This window comes from Sorangium sp. So ce321 (assembly GCF_051530195.1).
Classification (GTDB): domain Bacteria; phylum Myxococcota_A; class Polyangia; order Polyangiales; family Polyangiaceae; genus Sorangium.
Genome location: NZ_CP150329.1, coordinates 13744991 through 13763289 on the forward strand (window position 1 = coordinate 13744991; position 18299 = coordinate 13763289).

7 protein-coding genes and 1 tRNA gene are annotated in these 18299 nt (G+C 73.6%); 5 read left to right on the plus strand and 3 right to left on the minus strand.

What is annotated here, in order from left to right; all coding sequences use genetic code 11:
* Positions 1 to 68 precede the first annotated feature (68 nt).
* The 4 genes from WME89_RS51035 to WME89_RS51050 all read left to right on the plus strand — a co-directional run bounded on the left by WME89_RS51035 (position 69) and on the right by WME89_RS51050 (position 11762).
* Positions 69 to 7874: a hypothetical protein gene (locus WME89_RS51035; RefSeq protein ID WP_438006748.1), complete on the plus strand. Its 7806-nt coding sequence runs from the start codon at positions 69 to 71 to the stop codon at positions 7872 to 7874.
* Between the two features lie 232 nt (positions 7875 to 8106).
* Positions 8107 to 10152, plus strand: coding sequence for a carboxypeptidase-like regulatory domain-containing protein (locus WME89_RS51040; protein ID WP_438006749.1), 2046 nt, complete (start codon positions 8107 to 8109; stop codon positions 10150 to 10152).
* A gap of 57 nt (positions 10153 to 10209) precedes the next feature.
* Entirely contained in the window at positions 10210 to 11451 is a 1242-nt protein-coding gene (locus tag WME89_RS51045) for a hybrid sensor histidine kinase/response regulator (protein WP_438006750.1), read from the plus strand.
* Between the two features lie 229 nt (positions 11452 to 11680).
* A tRNA-Leu gene (locus WME89_RS51050) sits at positions 11681 to 11762 on the plus strand.
* 441 nt (positions 11763 to 12203) lie between these two features.
* On the opposite strand, the gene WME89_RS51055 is transcribed toward WME89_RS51050, so the two are convergent.
* From WME89_RS51055 to WME89_RS51065, 3 genes are all read right to left on the minus strand, one after another.
* Positions 12204 to 13841, minus strand: coding sequence for an ATP-binding protein (locus WME89_RS51055; RefSeq protein WP_438006751.1), 1638 nt, complete (start codon positions 13839 to 13841; stop codon positions 12204 to 12206).
* Complete coding sequence (locus WME89_RS51060) at positions 13838 to 14254, minus strand: response regulator (RefSeq protein WP_437655960.1); 417 nt, start codon at positions 14252 to 14254, stop codon at positions 13838 to 13840. Before WME89_RS51060 ends, WME89_RS51055 begins: the two co-directional genes overlap by 4 nt.
* A 407-nt stretch (positions 14255 to 14661) precedes the next feature.
* Positions 14662 to 17508, minus strand: coding sequence for a PAS domain-containing protein (locus WME89_RS51065; protein WP_438006752.1), 2847 nt, complete (start codon positions 17506 to 17508; stop codon positions 14662 to 14664).
* Positions 17509 to 18056: 548 nt separating this feature from the next.
* On the opposite strand from WME89_RS51065, the gene WME89_RS51070 reads away from it, so the two are divergent.
* A complete protein-coding gene (locus tag WME89_RS51070) occupies positions 18057 to 18221 on the plus strand; it encodes a DUF1328 domain-containing protein (protein ID WP_437967293.1) in 165 nt (54 codons plus the stop codon).
* Positions 18222 to 18299: the final 78 nt, after the last annotated feature.

An 18299-nucleotide genomic window follows, 5' to 3' on the forward strand; every position in this document is an offset into this window, starting at 1 on the left:
CAGCCTACCCGAAGCGGATCGCCGAAATGAGCTCTTCACCTCCGGATCGGGCAGCATCAGCGTCGGGCGTGCGGAGGGCGCTTCAGACGCCGGAGCTGATGGAGCCTGCGGGGCCCGCCTCTGCAGGGCAGCTGCTCATCGGAGCGAGCCGGTCGGTCGCGCCGGTGTCGCGCCACCGCGGCCCTCGGGCTGAAGAGGCCTACTGGCGCGCGCGCGTGGACGAGCGCCGTGCCGCCGGGGACGCGCAAGGCGAGCGCGAGGCGGCCCTCTCCCTGGCGCGGATCCTGGCGGCGCGCGGCGTCGAGCTCGACAGGGCCACGGCGCTGGCCCGTCGAGCGCTCTCGCTGGGCGACGACCCGGCGATGAGGAGCGAGCTGGCCGGCTGGCTGGCGGGGCTGGGCGAGCCGACCCTGGCCGCCGCGGCGCTGCGCGGGCTCCGCGACGACGCGCAGCCGCCCGGCGCGACGGCGCGGCTGCTGGTGAAGATCGCCGTGCTCCTCGCGCGCGCGAGCGACGTCGCGGGCGCGGTCGACGCCCTCGAGGAGGCCAGCGAGCTCGCCCCGGACGACGCGATGGCGAGCGAGCTGCTCGGCACGATCTCCGCCTGGGCGTCGGACCAGGTGCTCCCGGAGGCCGCGGCGAAGGCGTACCTCGAGGCTGCCAGGCGGCGCGAGGCGGCGCGGGAGCGGGAGGCGGCGTTCGAGGATCGCCTGCGCGCCTTCGAGATCGCCCCTCACGACGACATGGCCGCCAAGGGCATGGCCGCCGCGCTGTTCGTGCGCAGCAGGCACGGCGCCGCCGACGAGGTGCTCCGGACGCACGCCGACGCGCTCGCGGCGCGGGCGCCCAGCGGCGGGGGCGAGGCTGCGGGCGCCTCCTCCCTGCAGCGCGCGAAGGAGGTCCACGGCCACCGGCTACAGGGCGCGACGAACGAGGGCGACTGGGCGCGCGCCGTCGGCTGCGTGCTCGACGCGGGGCTCGACGCGCACGTCGACGGCGAGGCTGCAGGCGCGATCGACGAGGTGCTCGAGCAGGCGGGGCTCTACGAGCTCGTGGCCGCGCGGCTCGAGATCCGGTCCGAGCAGCGGGTCGGGTCGCCGAGGGCAGAGGCGTACGCGGCGCTGGCGCGGCTCTATGCGGGCCCGCTCGCGAGCCCCGACCGCGCCGTGGAGGCCTGGATCGAGGCCGCGGCGAGCGACTCCAGCAGCGCGGCGGCGCGCGCCGCGCTGCGCGAGCACGCGGCGACCCTGCACGACATGGCGCCCCTCGTCGAGGCGCTCATCCGCATCGGCGAGGGCTCGGACGCGAGGGCGAGGGACGACGCGGCGGGGCGGATCGATGCGCTCTCGGAGCTCGCGCGGCTCGCGGAGGAGAAGATCGGCGACCCCGGCCTCGCGCGGTGGGCGTTCGAGGCGCTGAAGAAGGCCGGCGGCGACCCGGAGCACGCCGCGGCGGGGCTCCAGCGGATCGCGGAGCGGCTCAAGGTGCAGGACGAGGCGCTCGCGGCCGCGGAGCGCGCGCTCCGCGGCGCGGACACCGTCGAGGGGCGGATCGACGCGCTTCGCCGGCTGGTCGTGATCTACCGGGGGCGCCCGGACGAGCGCGCCGCCTACGAGGAGGCGCTCGTGGGGCTCTCCCGAGCGTTGCCGACCGACCGCGGCTGCCTGCTGGCGCTCGATCGGCTGAGCCGCCGGACCGGAGGGGGCGCCGCGCTCGACGCCCTGCTGCGCGCGCGGCTGGCCGACGCCGCGCGGATGGAGGCCGAGGGCGCGCGCTCCGCGAGGTCTGCGGCGATCCGCGCGTCGTCTCTGACGCGGGTCGAGCTGGCGCGCGTCCGCCTCCTGCTGTCGGCGATCGCCCGGCGGCAGGGCCAGGACGCCCGCGCCCTCGACGAGGTGCTGCCGCTGCTCAGCGACGCGCCAGGCCACCGCGGCGCGGCCAGCACCGCGCTCGTGCTGGCGACGCGGACCGGGCGTCAGCGCGAGCGCGCCGACGCGATCGTGCAGCTCGCGGCGCCGGTCTGGCCGGCGCTGCGCGCCGTGCTCCTCTCGCTCGCCGCGGCGATCTACGAGCGGGTGGGCGCGGCGCAGCTCTCGCGCGAGGTCGCGGTGCTCGCCTGCGAGGCCGATCCATCGTGCACGCGCGCCGTGGCCACGCTCGCATCGATCCTCACGGCAGAGCTCGCCCGCGCTGCGGAGTCCGGCGAGGCGCCTCCCTTCGAGGTGGACCGCGCGATCGCCTCTGCGATCGAGCGCTCCATCACCGCGGTGTTCCCGCGCGGCGCGCTCTGCGACGGCCTCGCGAGGGCGCTCGAGGCGCTCGGCGAGCTGCCGCTCGCGCTCGCGTGGACCCAGCGCTGGCTCGCGCTGCGGCCCGGGAGCCCCCAGGCGACCGCGGAGCTCATCCGTCGCGCCGCGGTCGCCGGCGACGCGGCCCGGCTCTCGGACGCGCTCGCGTGGATCCTGGCGCAGCCCAAGCCGCTCGGCGAGATGGCGGCGGCGCTCGCGAGCGCCCTGCACGCGCTCTACGATCTCGACCCCGCGCGCGGCACCGCGCTGGCGAGGCGCTCGCTCGACGTCTTCGGCCCCCAGAATGCGCTGCTGCGCGAGCGGCTCCTCGAGCTCGCGCGCCGCGCCGGCGATCCTCACCTCGCGGTGACCGTGCTGGAGCGGTGGCTGGCCGTCGAGGTCACGGCGTCGCATGCCACCGAGCTCATGTTCATGCTCGCCGACTGCCGCCTCGACGGCGGCGACCCCGACGGGGCGGCGCAGGAGCTCGCGCGCGCCGCCGCTGCGGAGGCCGACCCCCAGGAGGTCCTCGCGCGGGTCCAGCGCGTCGAGGCGTCGCTGCTCGAGGCGAAGGGGCTCAGCTCCGACGGCGTGATCGCGCTGGCCGAGGCGAAGGCCCGGGCGTTCACCGCGCAGGGCGGTGGCACGGCGGAGGAGGCCGCGGCCGCGTGGCGCGAGCTAGGCAGCCTGCTCTGGGACCTCGCCGAGGATCATCGGGGCGCCGAGCGGGCCTTCTTCCAGGCGAGCGAGGTCGCGCCGAGCGGCGGGACCGAGCGCTACGCGCGGGACATGTGCGAGTTCGCCGGCGTCGAGGCGGCGATCGAGGCGATCGTCGCCCGCGCCGCCGAGGTGCGGGGGGACGACGGAGCGCAGCCCGCCGCGGGGGAGAGCAGGTGGGTGGGTGACGTCGGTCCCGAGCGCCGGAGGCGCGCCAACCTGCTCATCGAGGCCGCCAACCTCGCGCACGAGCACGGCCTGCCCGACCGGGCGCTCGCCGCGGCGGCGAGCGCGATCGAGCTCGACCCCCTGCGCGCCGACGCCGTCGCGCTCGTCGAGAAATCGGCGGACGCCGATGGCGGCGTCGCCGTCCTCGACAAGACCTACCGGCTGCTCGCTGACGCGGCCCTGGGCTGCTACGGCCGCCGCGCCGCCCATTACCGCGCCGCGCGGCAGCTGGAGCGGCGCGGCGCCTTCGAGCTCGCGCTCGCGCACGCGGTGGCCAGCTTCGAGGCGGTGCCCACCGAGGGCACCTCGTACGTCCTGCTCGCGCGGCTCGCGGAGCACGTCGGCGAGCCGTCGGAGGCCGTGCGCGCCCTCGAGCGGGTGGCGGCAGCGGCGGACCCGGCGTCGCGCAACGCGTGGCTGAAGCGCGCGGCCGCCCTCACCGGCCGCACGGAGGAGGGCCTCCGGCTGCGCCTCGACATCCTGCTCCGCGCGATGGTCGTGCGCCCGGATCCGGCGATCGTCGAGGACGTCGGCGCGGCCATCCGCGATCTCGTCGCGTGCACCGGGCAGCCGGAGGTCGAGGCGATCCGCTTCGACCGCGCCGTCAAGGCCAGCATCGCGAAGCTCGAGGGCCCCGAGGGGGCTCGCGCGGGGCTCGCGATGGCGCGCACCGCCGTCGAGGTCCTCGACGCGCCCGCGCTCGCCCTGGCCGCGATCGAGCGCGCCATGCTGGCCGACGGCGACGTGGACGAGTTCCTGACGCTCCTCGACATCGTCGGCGAGCTCGCGCGGCAGACGGAGCCGGCGTCGCACCTCATCGCGGCGGTCTATGCCTCGGCGATGAAGCCGCACTCGAGCGTCGGCCCTGGCCTGCTCCGGTGGGCGAGCAAGCTCGCGGACGCGCTCAACGTGCCGCCGGTCGCGGCGGCGCTGCTGGTGGAGGCGGCCCGCCGCGCGCCTGAGGACGACGCGCTCGCCTACGAGGCGGAGGCGGCGGTCGAGGCCAGCGGCGACGAGGCGCTGAAGCGCGCTCTGGACGACGCCTTGCCGGTCGCGCGGCGCCTCGAGGCGCTGCTGCACCTCGCCGACAAGCACGAGCGCGAGGGCCAGCGCGCCGAGGCCACGGTCGCCCTGGAGCGGGCGCTCGCCGGCGGCCAGCTCCAGGGCGACGCGCGCACCGAGATCGTCACCCGGCTCCGACGGCTGTACGCGGCCGAGGAGCGCGGCGGCGATCTCGAGGCGCTGCTCCAGGCCGAGCTCGCGCGCGTGGATCTCCCGGATGCCGTCCGGCTCGAGATGACGCGCGAGCTCGCCGGCATCCTCGCGGCCGGCGGCGATCTGCATGGCGCGCTGGAGCTCCTCCTCGACGTCACGCAGAGGACCCCGTTCGACAAGGCGCACCTCGACGAGCTCATCCGCCTCGCCCGGCGCACCGACGATCGTCGGCAGCTCTTCGACGTGCTCACGCGTCTCCAGGGCGCCGCCGCCGGCGACGGGGAGCGGCTGCTCGTGCTGCGCGAGCTCGCGCCGCTCGCCCAGGAGCTCGGCGACCGCGGCGCCACGGTGGCGCTCTACGAGGCGATCGCCCGGCTCGACCCCACGGACATGCACGCCCTCGAGGTCGTCGAGCAGGACGCGAGCGATCGCGGCGATCACGCCGCGGTCGCTGCGCTCCTCGCGCGCCGCATCGAGGCGGCGCCGCTGCCGGACACGCGGCGCGCGCTGCGGCTCCGGCGCGCCGCGCTTCTCGAGCAGCGCCTCGGCCTTCTCGACGAGGCGTGCGCCGAGCTCGAAGCCCTGCTCGCGGCGTCGCCGGACGACGTGAGCGCGCTGAGGTTCCTCGCCGACATCCATGAGCGGCTCGGCACGCCGCTCCGCGCCGCCCCGCTCTGGTGCAGGCTGGGCGACCTCGCGACGACCACCGACGAGCGGGCCGAGTACAACCTCCGCGCGTGCAGCAGCTACCTCGGCGGCGGCGACGTCGAGTCCGCGAAGGACACCCTGGAGAGCGTCGCGCGCATCGCGCCGCGCGAGGCCGTGATCGAGCTGCGGGTCGAGATCGCCCGCCGCGAGGGGGACGGCCACGCGCTCGCCGCGGCGCTCGATCAGCTCGCCAGCGCGTCGCGCGACGCGCCCGAGCGGCGCGCGCAGCTGCTCGTCGAGGCGGCGCGCGCCACCTCGATGCTCGGCGACGACGCCACGGCGCTCGAGCGCGCGCGCCGCGCCGTGAAGCTCGCCCCGGAGTCTCCCGACGCCGTCCTCGAGGCGCGCCGCATCGAGTATCGCCTGCGCGGGACCGGGACGCCGCGCGACGCGCAGGCCGCCGTGGAGGAGCTCGGACGCATCGCGCCGCGCCTGCGCCCGGCGCACGTCGACCTGCACGCGTTCTTGCTCGCCGAGACGCTCGACGTCATCCAGGGCCACGGCGCCGGCATGCGCGAGCTGACGCGGCGCCACGCCGAGGTCGGCCCGAGCACGCTGGTCGCGCTCGGCATGGCGGAGCGCCTGGCGCTGAAGCGGAATTTCTCGGCCGCTCTTCCGCTGTTCGAGCGCGCGCTCGGCGGCGATTTGCAGGGCATGCGCGCGCGCGGCCGCGTCGCGCTCGCCGCCGCCGAGACCGCGCAGAACGCCGGCGACCTCGAGGCGGCTGCGCGCCTGCTCGAGGAGGCCGCCGCCGAGCCCGAGACGCGTGCGCTGGCGCTGCGGCGCCAGCTCGAGCTCACGGCGGCTCGCGGCGAGCCCGAGGCCGCCCGGAGGGCGCTCGAGGAGCTGGTCGCGCAGAGCTCGGGGATCGATCGCGCGCGCGCGCTGATGCAGCTCGCGCGCCTGCACGCGGCGAGCGATCCGGATCGTGCAGCGCAGATCCTCGCGCAGGCCACGGTGCTCGCGGGCTCTGATCGCTCGCTGGGGCTGAAGATCGCCGAGCTCAACGCCGAGCTCGCCAGCGAGCGGGCGACCCTGCCGCCCGAGGAAGTGTTCCACGCCGCGCTGCCCCGGGTCGTCGTCGCGGAGCCTGCCCAGCCGCCAGCGGAAGCTCCTTCCGGCACCCCATCGGCGGCGAGCGGCGCGGCGCCGTCGAGCAGCCGCGCGCCGTCGAGCAGCCGCGCGCCGTCCAGCGCCAGCGCGGCCGCTTCCGGCGGTCCGCACATCGATCTCGTCGAGCTCAACGACCCGCTCGACGAGTCGTTGACCGACGACGACTCTGCGCAATCCGTCGCTCCCGGGCTGTCCGACGACGACCTGCTCGATGGGCCGGCGGTCGCCCCGGCCCCGCGCGCGCCGGTCCCCAGCGCTGCGTTGGGCAGCGCGGAGGGCACCGCCGCGCGCGGCGGCACGCCGTCGGGCCGCGTCAGCGCCGGCGCGCAGATCGCCGCGCCTCCGGTCTCTGCGCCGACGTCGGCCCAGCCTCCCTCCTCCGCGACGCGGCTCCTGACGGCATGGCCGCCGTCGGCGGCCGAGAGCTTCGAGGAGGCGGCGCTCTTCCGCGAGCTCGCCGCCGGCTCCTACGAGGCTGGCGAGCGGCTCATCAACAGCTTCGCTCCGCGCGACGATCGCTCTCGCGAGGCGCTGGCGGTCCGCCGGATGCAGGCCCACCTGCGGCTCGGCGATCGGGGCACCCTGGAGCGCCTCCAGGCGGCCGCGATCGCCGACAAGAACATGACCTACGCCCGCGCCATCGAGCACGTGCTGCGCGCCTTCGAGGGCGGCGAGCCGCCCGACCGGCGCAGCGAGGGCTTCGTCTCGCCCCCGCTCCTCGCGGCGCAGCGCGACGCGCCGGATCTCGTGGGCGCCCTGCTCTTCCGCGACCTGGAGTCGCCCGTCAACGAGGCGCTCGCGATCGTCTGGGAGACCGGCCTCTATCGCCGAGACGCGGGCCAGTCCGGGCTCGTCGCCTCCGAACGGGTCCAGCCGACCTCGCCCACCCTCCTTGGGGAGGTCTACGGTGTCGTGGCCGGTCACCTGGGCCTCCTGCGCACCGCGCTCTTCCACCAGCGCGCTCCCTCGCCCGCGCCGTCGTCGCCCGAGGCGCAGGTCGTCCGGGTCAACCCGCCGGCCGTGCAGCTGCGGGGCGAGGTCCGCGAGGACACCCCCGAGCTGCGTTACCTGATCGGCGCCCAGCTGGCCGGGGCCATGCCCGACCATGTCCTGGCGAACACCAGCACCGAGGACGAGCTCCGCACGCTCCTCTCCGCCGTCGTCGCCGCGTTCGGCCCGCTGGAGGCCACCGCGCACAGCACCCGCGGCAACCCGGCCGTGGTGCGGCTGGAGCAGAACCTCTGGCAGCTCATCCCTCCGCGCGCCGAGCGTCGCCTGCGCGAGATCTGCGACAGCGCGAACAAGATGACCTACGAGGGCGCCATGAAGACGACCCGCACGGCGATGCGCCGGGCTGGTCTCTTCGCCGCGGGCAGCATCGCCACGGCGGTGCGCGCGACGATCAAGGAGCGAGGCCTGGAGCTCGCAGTCCCCCTCTCCGAGCCCGACGGGCTCGCCGCTGCGTGCGCCGCGCACCCCGAGATCGCCGATCTCGTACGCCTCGCGACGCGGATGGAGTACGCCGAAGCGCGATGGCAGCCCGGTACCGTGCCCTCGCTCCGGCGGATCGACACGGGCAGCTCGCGCTTCCGCGCAGGCACGTAGGCGCCGGAGCGCTCGCCGCGCCGACCCCAGCGGCCGCTCGCTCCGCTCTGCCCGCGTGCACCGGGGCGCGACGAAGGTCGTGTCGTATCTCGTCCTACCTCGGACCTTCCGTGTGCGCGCGCAGGCATCAAGCTGCTGCGCCGATCGCGGTCTGGCCGCATCGGTGCTCCGACCGCGACGCGACACGGCTGTCACGGCCTCCGCTTCGCCTGCGCACCGCCGTGCCATCTGGATGCACGCCGCGCGCTGCCCGGAACGCCAGCGGCTGGTTGGCACGAACATCGCCTTCTATCTCCGACGTGATTTTTCCCTGCGCCTGCTCGGGTGCGGACCCGTTCGGGCACCGCGCATCGCCTTCCTCAGCCCGGCGGGTGCCGGCCCCCAGCGCTTCAGCGGAGCCTCGGCGCTCCCTCACCGCACGGGGGTGCCGCCGGGCCCCGGTCTGCACGAGGAGCGTCGCCCGCCAGGAAAGGGGGTCGCTGTGAGCTGGCGCCTCGCCGTGCGCGTCGCGCTGCTCGCCTGCCTGCCGGGTTCGGCGGCGTGCAGCATCCCTCTCGAAGCGACGGCGTCCGGCTCGATGAACGCCTGCGACAGCTCGAACGAGTGCGGCGTGGGAGCGACCTGCGCCGATGTCGGCGGACAGCGCGCGTGCGTCTCGACCAGCGCGCACCTGGATGGGCTCATCCTGGAGGTCCGGCCGCGCGCCTCGCGCGCGCTGAGCGCGGAGGTCTCTCACCTCCTCGACCTCGACGTCGGCAGCGGCTTTCCCCCCCACGACGCCGCCGGCCAGGTGCGCTTCCTGGATCTCGGGATCCCCGCGCCTGCGCGCGTGAATGCCACGGTGCGCCTCGGCGGGGCTTACTGCGGCACCTTCGCCGGCACGCAGTTCCCGGTGCGGGCCGAGTTCCGGCGCGTCGCGCCCGTCCTGGGCCTGCCCGCGCAGAGCTACTCGACGGCCTCGGAGCCGGACGTCGGGCCGGAAGCGGGGATGGACCAGGACCCGGAGAGCACCATCGGCCAGAAGTTTCAGGCCGCAATCCCCACCGGCAACTACCACATCTACCTGGTTCCGCAGCCGTACCTGCACTGCAGCGACGACGTCCCCCCGCCGATCCTGCTGCCGAACCAGCTCATCCCCGAGCAGTGGAACCTCGGCGTCAATGCCGACGAGCCCGCCGTGCTGCAAGGCAGCCTGCAGGTGCCGCACGGCGTGCACGTCGACGGGTGGATGCTCGACCTCGTCGACCAGCTGACCGGCAGCGTCATCTCCCAGGTCGATGTCCTCGCTCAAGGTGAGCTCCAGCAGCCGGGCACTCCGACGCAGGTCGAGTTCAGCGTGAAGTTCTACTGGACCGACAAGACGAAGAGCCCGCTCATCCGGTTGCGTCCGAGGGATGGCGATCCGCGGCCGACGGTCTACTGGGATCTCGCCGCGATAGCGCTCCAGGGGTCCACGGGGAACCTGAGCCTCTCGCTCCTCCAGCTCGACGCCGCGGCGCGCCGCGTGGAGGGGCGAACGGTCGACGCGAAGGGCAACGCGGTGCTCTCCGCCGTCCGCATCCAGAGCGCGGACATCGAAAGGGCCCCGACCGCCGCCTACAAGCTGGACACCGAGACGGACGCGAACGGCCTTTTCCGGGCCGATCTCCCGCCCGGTGAGTACGTCATCTTCGCGCGGCCGATCAACGACACAACCAAGGCGACGGCCAGGCAGTCGCTCAAGTTTCCCGCCGGCGACGACTGCTTCTGCGGCCAGTCGGTCCTCATCCCGGAGGCCGGGACGCTGCGCGGCCGCGTCCAGGGCCCGCTGGGCGAGCTGATGGATGGCGCGACCGTGCTCGCGGTCCCCTCCGTCGGCGAGGACACGCCCTACCTCGGCCAGGTGCTGAAGCCCGAGCCGCTGCCGCCCCGGCAGGCGTCCGGGGTCCTGCGCAGGGGCTCGTTCTCCCTCGGCGCCGACCCCGGGGAGTTCGATTTCTCGGTCCGGCCGAGGCCGGACTCCACTTATCCGTGGCTCGTCAGGCCGCGCCTCGCGGTCTCGGCGACGGACGCTGCGGTCACCGAGCTCGATCTCGCCGTGCCCTACCCGGCCGTGCTCCAGGGTGGCGTTCGCGACGAGTCGGGTGCCCCGCTCGGCGACGCCGCGGTGGTGGCCTGGCTCCCGGTCGAGAGCAATACCGCGCAGGGGCCGGTGAGGGCGGTCATCCAGATCGGCGAGACCCGGTCGGAGCCCGACGGCTCCTACGTCCTGCCGCTCCCCCCGTCGACCTCCCGGTGAAGTCGGAGCGAAAAAGGGCGGTACCAGCTCAGCGCGGAGCGCGATAGGCTAGCGCCCGTGGCGCAGCCGACGCGCGGTGGGACATCGGAGCCTTCAACAGAGGATGGCCTGACGCGTGCGCCCTCTCTGCGAGGCGATCCGGGGCAGCGCTCCGGCGAGGGGCGCGCGAACGCGGCTTCCCTGCCTTCCGCGCAGGAGCTCGCGGTCGCGCTGCACGAGGTCTCCAATGCGCTCACCGTCATCGTGGGCTGCATCGAGCGGGCCCAGGGCGAGCAGCAAGGCCCCGAGCTGAGCCGTGCGCTCGGCGTGGCCGCCTCCCGAGCGCGCGACGCGCGCCGCCTGATCCGGCGGGCCATCGGCGCCGACGCCGAGGGGCGTCCTGCCGGCGATGACGGGGTCGCGTCGAGGCCGCTCGCGGAGCCGGTGCGCCTGCTCGGTGACGTCATCGACGACGCCGTGACCGGCCTGGATCCCGAGGCGCGCCGCGCGGCGATAGCGCTCCACGCGCTGCTCGATCCTGCGGTCGCGCGGACCGCTGTGAGCAACGGCGCCGCGGTGGTGCAGATCTTGACCAACCTGCTGCTCAACGCGGTGGCGTTCTCGCCGCGCGGCTCTGCGGTGCGCGTGGACGCGAGGCTCGACGGCGCGTCGGTGATCGTGGGCGTCGCCGATCAGGGGCCTGGCGTCCCGCCGTCGCGCCGCGCGACGCTGCTGAGCTCCGGCGTCTCGACGCGACCGGGCGGCGCGGGCATCGGCCTGCGCCACTCGGCTGCGCTGGCCAGCGCTTCCGGCGGCGCGCTCGCGCTGGTTCCGTCGGAGGAGGGCGCCCGCTTCGAGCTGCGCTGGCCGGTCGAGGGCTCTCTGCTCGCCGACGGCGCGTCGCACGGCGCAGCCGAGGTCGAGGAAGGGCCGCCGGTGCCGCGGAGCACGACGTCGCCGGTGTCGGGCGCGGTCCTCGACGGCATCAGGATCCTGGTGGTCGAGGACGACGACGCGGTGGTGGACCTGCTCGACACGGCGCTCACGGCGCGCGGCGCGAGCCTCGTCAGCGTGCAGAGCGCGAGCGAGCTCGCTGGCGCTCTCGCGTCGGGCCCTTTCCAGGCAGCGCTGCTCGACATCTCTCCGATCGAGCAGGACGTCCTCGGCACCGTCTCCGCCGTGCGCAGCGCCAACCCTGACGTGCGGCTCGTGGTCATGTCCGGCAGCGCGGGAGCCGCGCCTCTCCCGGCCAACAGCGGCGTTTCCTGGGTCCGCAAGCCGTTCGAGATCCGTGAGATCGTCGAGGCGCTCGTCCGCTGAAGAGCCCGCGCGCGACGTGAAGAGCCCGCGCGCGACGTGAAGAGCCCGCGCGCGCGTGGTGCAGGCGCGCAACGACAGACGGTCAGCCAAGGCCGCGAGGCCGGCGTACGCGTCATACGCCGCGTGATGCGGGGAGCGCGCGCTGGCGCGCTGGCGCTCTGGCGCGACTTTGAGAGGATTAGCTTGACTTCCCTGGCCAGCTGGGTAGGTTCCGTCCCACAACGCGCTCGCGAAGGTGGCGGAATTGGCAGACGCACTAGCTTGAGGTGCTAGCGGGTAACACCGTGGGGGTTCAAGTCCCCCCCTTCGCACTGTCTTCTGAATCGATCGATCGTCCGACCAGCACCAGAGCGAGCCAGGGAGCCCATCCTCACTCCCTCTCTCGCACCTCAAGCCTCCGCAGCCGCTGACTGAACCTCGCGAGCCACATCGAGCCGCGAGCTCTTGACGAGCGGCCTTGCCCACGTGCCTCGGGGCGCAGATACACGCGCGTGCGCACCGCGCTCTCGAGCGCTCGAGGCGCGCTGCCCCCGTGCGCGCCCCGCGAGATGTCATCTCACGACTTGCGAGCCGCTTCGCAGCCTGATCCCTCGAAGGATCCTGCCCAGCCTCCGCGAGCAATCCCGGCTCGCTCTCCGCGCCCGAGCTGAGCCGGTCGCGCCCGCCCGCCGGTCACTCGCGTCCGCCCGCCCGTCCGCCGGGCGGGGTCGCTCCCGACGGCGCGCGGGCGGCGCGCTCAGCTCGCCACGCGCTCAGCTCGCCAGGGGCAGCGAGAAGTGGATCGTCGTCCCGTGGCCCAGGGTGCTCTCGACCGCCACGGTCCCGTGGTGCGCCTCGACGATGCCGCGCGCGATGTACAGGCCCAGCCCTGCTCCCGTGCGCGACTCCTGCGACGCCTTCCAGTACCGATCGAAGAGGTGCGGCTGATGCTCGGGCGGGATGCCCGGGCCGGTGTCCGCCACCGAGAAGCGCGCGAGATCGGCCACCCGGCAGAGCGATACGCTCACGACGCCGCCCTTCGGCGTGAACTTCAGCGCGTTGCCGAGCAGGTTCGAGAACACCTGCAGCACGCGATCCCGATCCGCGAGGACCTCCAGGCCCGCGTCGAGCGGGCCCTGCGTCACCCGGCAGCCCTTCGCCTCGGCGAGCGACGCCGCGGCCTCGAGCGCCTCACGCACGAGCGCGCCGCCCCGCTCCACCCTCGGCGACACGACGAGCCGCCCCGCCTCGATGCGCGACGCATCGAGCAGATCCTCGATCAGCCGCGTCATGCGCTGGATCCCGCGGTCCATGCGATCGACGAGCTGCACGGCGTCGTCCTCCTCGCCGTCCTTGCGCTGGAGCAGATCGCTCCGCAGCAGCGACGCCGTGATCGCGATCGTGTTGAGCGGGTTCCGGAGGTCGTGCGACACGATCGCCAGGAGGTCGTCCCGGGCCCGCGTCGCGGCCTGCGCCTCGTTGTACAGCCGCGCGTTCTCGAGGGCGACGGACGCCGACTGCGCCAGCTGCGTGAGCAGCACCTCGTCGCTCTCCACGAACGGGCCGTCGCGCCGATCGAGGAGCTGGACGCTCCCGATGCACTGGCCGTCCCGGCCGCGCAGCGGCGCCGCGACCAGCGAGCGCGGGTGCAGCTCCGCCGGCGCGCGAGAGAGCACGTCGGCGCACGTGGGATCGCTCGCGATCTCGTCGCCGGTCAGCCGGACGCTCGTGCTCCTCCGCTCGATCAGGCCGAGCGCGATCTCGCGGATGCCGTCCCGATCCTCCCGCGCCGCGTACTCCTCGGAGAGCGAGACGCCCGTCATCGACCGCTGCGTCACGCCCCGCGCGGCCAGCCGCGCGATCGCCACGTTCGCGTCGAGCAGCGCCCGCGCCTCGTCGGTCGTGCGCTGGATCAGCTCGTTCAGCGAGAGCGACCTGTGGATACGCAGCGTCGCCTCGGTGAGCTGGGCGAGCTGGTTCGCGTGGCGAGAGAGCGCCCTGCGCGCCTCGTCCTCGCGGCGCTCGGCCTCGTTCAGCCTGAGCACGTAGCGCAGGCTCTGCACCAGCCGCTCGGGCGTCAGCAGGTTCTTCGGCACATAGTCCGCCGCGCCCCGCTTCATCAGATCGACCGCCAGCGACTCGTCCCCCTGCCCGGTCAGCATGATGAACGGCGCCGTGAGCTTCGCCTTGCGCGCCGCCTCGATCACCGCGAGCCCGTCGCCCCCGGGCAGGTAGAAGTCGAGGAGCACACAGTCGATCTGCTGCTCGTACAGCACCGCGAGCGCCGAATCGACCGAATCGGCCTCCCTGATCTCGGCGTCGACGCGGCCGCTCCGCAGCGCTCGCAGGATCGCGATCCGATCGACCGTGTCGTCGTCGACGACCAGGAGACGAACCGACCTATGGTTCAAGGCATCTCCACGAGAGTCCAGTACCGGTTCAGTGCCGTCATCAGCTCGACGAAGCTCAGGAAAGTCACCGGCTTGAGCAGGTACCCAGCGACGTTCAGGTCGTACGCGTCCACCTTGTCCCGATCGTCGTTCGAGGTCGTCAGCACCACGACGGGCGTCGCCTTCAGCGTCGCGTCGGCCCGGAGCTCGCGGAGAAACTCGATGCCGTTCATCCTGGGCATGTTCAGGTCGAGCAGGACGAGCCGCCGATCCCTGGGCACCTGGGTGCCGCGCAGCAGATCGAGCCCCTCGACGCCGTCGCCTGCGACCCAGAGCGGGTTCGTGATCTTGCCCCTCTCGAACGCCCTCCGGACGTTCATCACGTCGACGGTGTCGTCCTCGACCAGGATAATATTCAGGATTTTACCGTCCATCCTCGTCCTCGTTCAGGGGCAAAACGCTGGCCCGGCGATAGCATACGAGAGCAACGCTGCACATGGCGCAGGGCGAGGTGCGACGGAGCTGGTGGCCGGCTCACTTGTTTCCGGGGACGGAGACACCGCATACGGCCTGCTTCGCACGGGAGCCAGGTCGCGGCGCACTCGGCTCTCCAAGCGCCCCGTTCCCGACGCGGCCCGTGCCGGTCCGCTCAGGTTAGCGTGGCTCAGCAGTGCCGGGAAGAGCTGAGTGGTGGCCAGGGTGGGTGCGGGTGCCCAAGACGGCTCTCGGCAGGCGCACACACCTCTCCCGAGGGGCCGCGCCCGCGCGAGCCGAGCGGCCGAGCACCGCGACCGGTGGCGGCGCCGCCACCAGGGCCGCCAGAGCGGCCGCGCCCGGCAGGCTACGGCCAGCTACCGCGGTTGCCTGCGCGGCCGACGAGGTGCGCCACCGCGGTGATCAGGCTGTTCGGCTCGATGGGCTTGGCCAGGTGCATCTGGAAGCCGGCGGCGATCGCCTGACGGCGGTCCTCCATGCGCGTGTACGCGGTGAGCGCGAGCGCCGGGATCCCGCTCGCGGCGACCTCGGTCCCCATCGCGCGCAGCCGCCGCATCATCGCGTAGCCGTCCTCGCCCGGCATGCCGATGTCGCTCACGAGCACGTCGAACTCGCCCTCTCGGAGCGCCTCGAGCGCCGCGCCGGCCGAGGCTGCCTCGCGCACCGTCGCGCCCGCCCGCACGAAGATGATGCCGAGCAGCTCGCGGGCGTCGGTCTCGTCGTCGACGACGAGGACGCGGATGCCCTCGAGCACGCGGCGCGCGGAGCCCTGTGGCGAGTCGCTGCCCCGGCGCTGCGGGGACGGCAGCGCCGTGTGCGCCTCGGCGCGGATCGGGAGCCGGACCCGGAAGCGCGCGCCCTTGCCCTCCCCGTCGCTCTCGGCATTCACGGTGCCGCCCTGCGCCTCGGCCAGGTGCCGCACGATCGCGAGGCCGAGCCCCAGCCCGCCGTGGGCCCTCGTCATCCCCCCGTCCGCCTGCCGGAACCGCTCGAAAAGGAACGGCAGGAAGCTCTTCGGGATGCCCTCGCCGTTGTCCTCGACCTCGACCTCGAGCATGGCATCGACGCGCCGGGCTCCGACCCGGACGTGGCCCCCCGAGGGCGTGAACTTCACCGCGTTCGTGAGCAGGTTCCACACGATCTGCTGGAGCCGATCGGCGTCGCCGAGGAAGATGCCCACGTCGTCGACGACCCAGGCGTTGACGGTCACCCCCTTGGCCAGCGCGGCCGGGCGCACCAGGTCGAGCGCGGTGGCGAGCACCTGCCGCACGTCGACCGGATCGGTCCGGAGCTGGAGCTTCCCCGCGATGATCGTCGAGGCGTCGAGGACGTCCTCGATCAGCTGCGACTGCGCCTTCGCGTTGCGCTCTATCGTGGCGAGGCCCCGCTCGAGCGACTCGGTGTCCACCTCGCCCGTCCGGAGGATCCGCGCCCAGCCCAGGATCGACTGGAGCGGCGTCCTGAGCTCGTGCGACACGGTCGCGAGGAACTCGTCCTTGAGCCGGTTCAGCTGCTCGGCGTGCTGACGCGCGCGCTGCTCCTGCTCGAGGAGCTGGACGCGCTCGGCCTCGGTGCGCTTCTGCTCGGTGATGTCGTGAAACGAGATGCCCACGCCGTCGCCCAGCGCCACCGCGATGGCCCGGAACGTCTGCGGAGCGCCCTCGTGCGCGCAGAAGAGCTCGACCCGGGCAGCCTCCCCGGTCTCCACGACGCGCGCGTACGTGGCGAAGGCGCTCGCGAGCGAGCTGCCCGGCATCTCGACCGACAGCCGCTTGCCCTCGAGGTCCTTGCCCCGTCCGCCCACGATGGGTCCAGTGGCCGGGTTCACGTAGACCCACTCGAAATCAGAGATCGCCCCGGACGCGTCGCGCACGCTGCGCAGGATCATGAACCCGTCGGGCGACGCCTCCTGGACGGTGCGGAACCGCGCCTCGCTCGCCCGCAGCGCCTGCTCGATCGACTTCCGCTCCGTGATGTCCGTCGCCGTGCAGGTGATGCCGATGATCTCGCCGGCGTCGTCCGTCAGCGGTTCGATCGAGATGTCGAGGTGCTGCGTGCGCCCGGCAGCGTGCAGCGCGATCTCGCGCCGCTGGCCGACCCCGCTGGAGAGCACCTCGCGCTTCACGCGGTCGAGCGACCTCGCCGCCTCCGGGTCCTCCAGCACCTCCGCGTCGGTCTTCCCGAGCACCTCGCGCTCCGACTTGCCGAACGAGTTGTGCATCCACGTGTAGCGGAGCTCCCGATCCTGGTTGAACACCATGACCGGCGACCCCCGGAGCGCCTTGCGGAACCGCTCCTCGTTCACGCGGAGCGCCTGCTCCGCGCGCAGGCGCTGGGCGACGCTCTGCTGGAGCTCGAGCGCGAGGCGCTCCGCCTTCCGCCGCGCGCCGATCTGCTCGGTCACCTCGAACGCCGTGACCATCACGCCCTCGACGGCGCCGCTCACGTCGCAGACCGGCTTGCACAGGACGTTGTAGATCCGCTCCACCAGCTCGCCGGTCCAGTGCGCGATCCTCACCGGGATCTCGTTGGCGACGCTCGGATTTCCGCTCGCCATGACGGACTCGAGCTGCGCGTGCAGCGCCTGCCCGCGGAGCTCCGGGACGGCCTCGACGAGCGGCTTGCCGAGGAGATCATCGCGGCCGACCATCTGACAGAAGAGCGGGTTCGCGAGCTCGAACACGAGGTCGGCGCCCTTGAGGAGGCAGATCGGCGCCGGCGCCTGGGCCAGCAGCGAGCCGCTCTTGTCGCGCTCGAGCTCGGTGCGCTTGCGCTCGGCGTCGAGCGCCTCCAGCTGGAGCCGCGTGTGCTCGCTGACCGCCTTGGCGATACCTGCGTCCACGCGCTCCGAGAGCGCCTCGACGTCGCTCAGCTTCGGCGTGAGCCCCGACTCCTGGATCTCGTGGAGGATGGACCGCCGCAGGACGCCGTACTCCCGGACCATCACGTCCAGGTCGAACCCGTTCTCCCAGCGCGTCTCGCCGTGCTCGCGCGCCGCCTCGTCGCTGGCGCGCGTCGAAGAACCGTTCTCCAGGCTGGTAGCCACCTCGTCCAGGAAGGTCGGCAGCGAGTTGATGATCAAGGGCTTCGGCATGTCTCGTGCCGCCGAGCTTCGCCTGCGCAGCTCGCCGACGAACCGCTCGATGATGGCCTCGCGGCGGGTCCTGATGAGCGTGGGGAGAGGCATCGTCATGTTCGGGTCGTTCGCGACGTGAGCTCCAGGTCGGCGGACATCGCCTTCAGGAGCCTGGGCAGCGACCGGCGAGCGGCCCAGGTCGACCTGGGCCGCGGCTGGGATCATCGAGCACGACATATTCGGCGAGCTGGCCGAACGCCACAAGGCGCCTCGCCAGCGCAGCCCGCGCGCCACCGGGCAGCCGACCGGCGGCCGTACGGGACAGCCGCCCCGGTCCCTCTGCCGAGCTCGACCTCGACACCGGTACTGTGTTGAGCCCGACTTCGCTCTTGCGCGCACAGGGGTGAGCGCCAGCAAACGTTGTGCCGAGCTCGTCCGCCACACCGGAAGAGCGCTGTGCGACGCAGGACGTCACGAATGAGGCAATTTGCCGCAGCTTCTGCGCTTTCATGGGCCGCACGACCGAGCCGGAAATGATCGAGCTTGGATCGAGGAGACGAGCCGCGTTCTTCAGCAGGGGACCTCGGCGGCACGGCGGCTGCAACGAACGCAACAACGCTGGTTCGAAACGCTGGAACACCAGTTCACCCAATTAGGAGGTTACCATGCTCAGTTGGAGTGTTGCGTTCTTTGTCGTCGCGATCATCGCTGCCATCTTCGGTTTCGGCGGTATCGCCGCGAGCGCCGCCTCGGTCGCGAAGCTGCTCTTCGTCATCTTCCTCGTGCTGGCGGTGGTCTCGCTCGCGCTCGGCCGTCGCGTCCGGGCCTGACGCGCTCCACTCCGATCCTCGCGCGCCGCATGGGCCCTTGTCCCACAAGAGCCCACGCGCCGCGAGGGGTCTGACACA